Origin of the sequence: Streptomyces kebangsaanensis (genome assembly GCF_001906585.1) — a bacterium.
Taxonomy (GTDB): Bacteria; Actinomycetota; Actinomycetes; order Streptomycetales; family Streptomycetaceae; genus Streptomyces; species Streptomyces kebangsaanensis.
In genome coordinates, this window is the sequence record NZ_JUJA01000157.1 from 3949 (window position 1) to 4171 (window position 223).

Below are 223 nucleotides of genomic sequence, written 5' to 3' on the forward strand. Positions count from 1 at the left end.
CCCGCCGGTGCCGGACGCGTCCGCGTTCGGGGGCGGCGTCCCGTACGGCCCGTGCGTGCTCTGCGATTGCGGGTACGGCCCGTAGGGGTGTGGTTGCGGGTACGGCCCATGGGTGCCCTGCGGTTGCGGGTACGGACCGTAGGGGTGTGGTTGCGGGTACGACCCATGGGGGCCCTGCGGTTGCGGGTACGGACCGTAGGGGTGTGGTTGCGGGTACGACCCA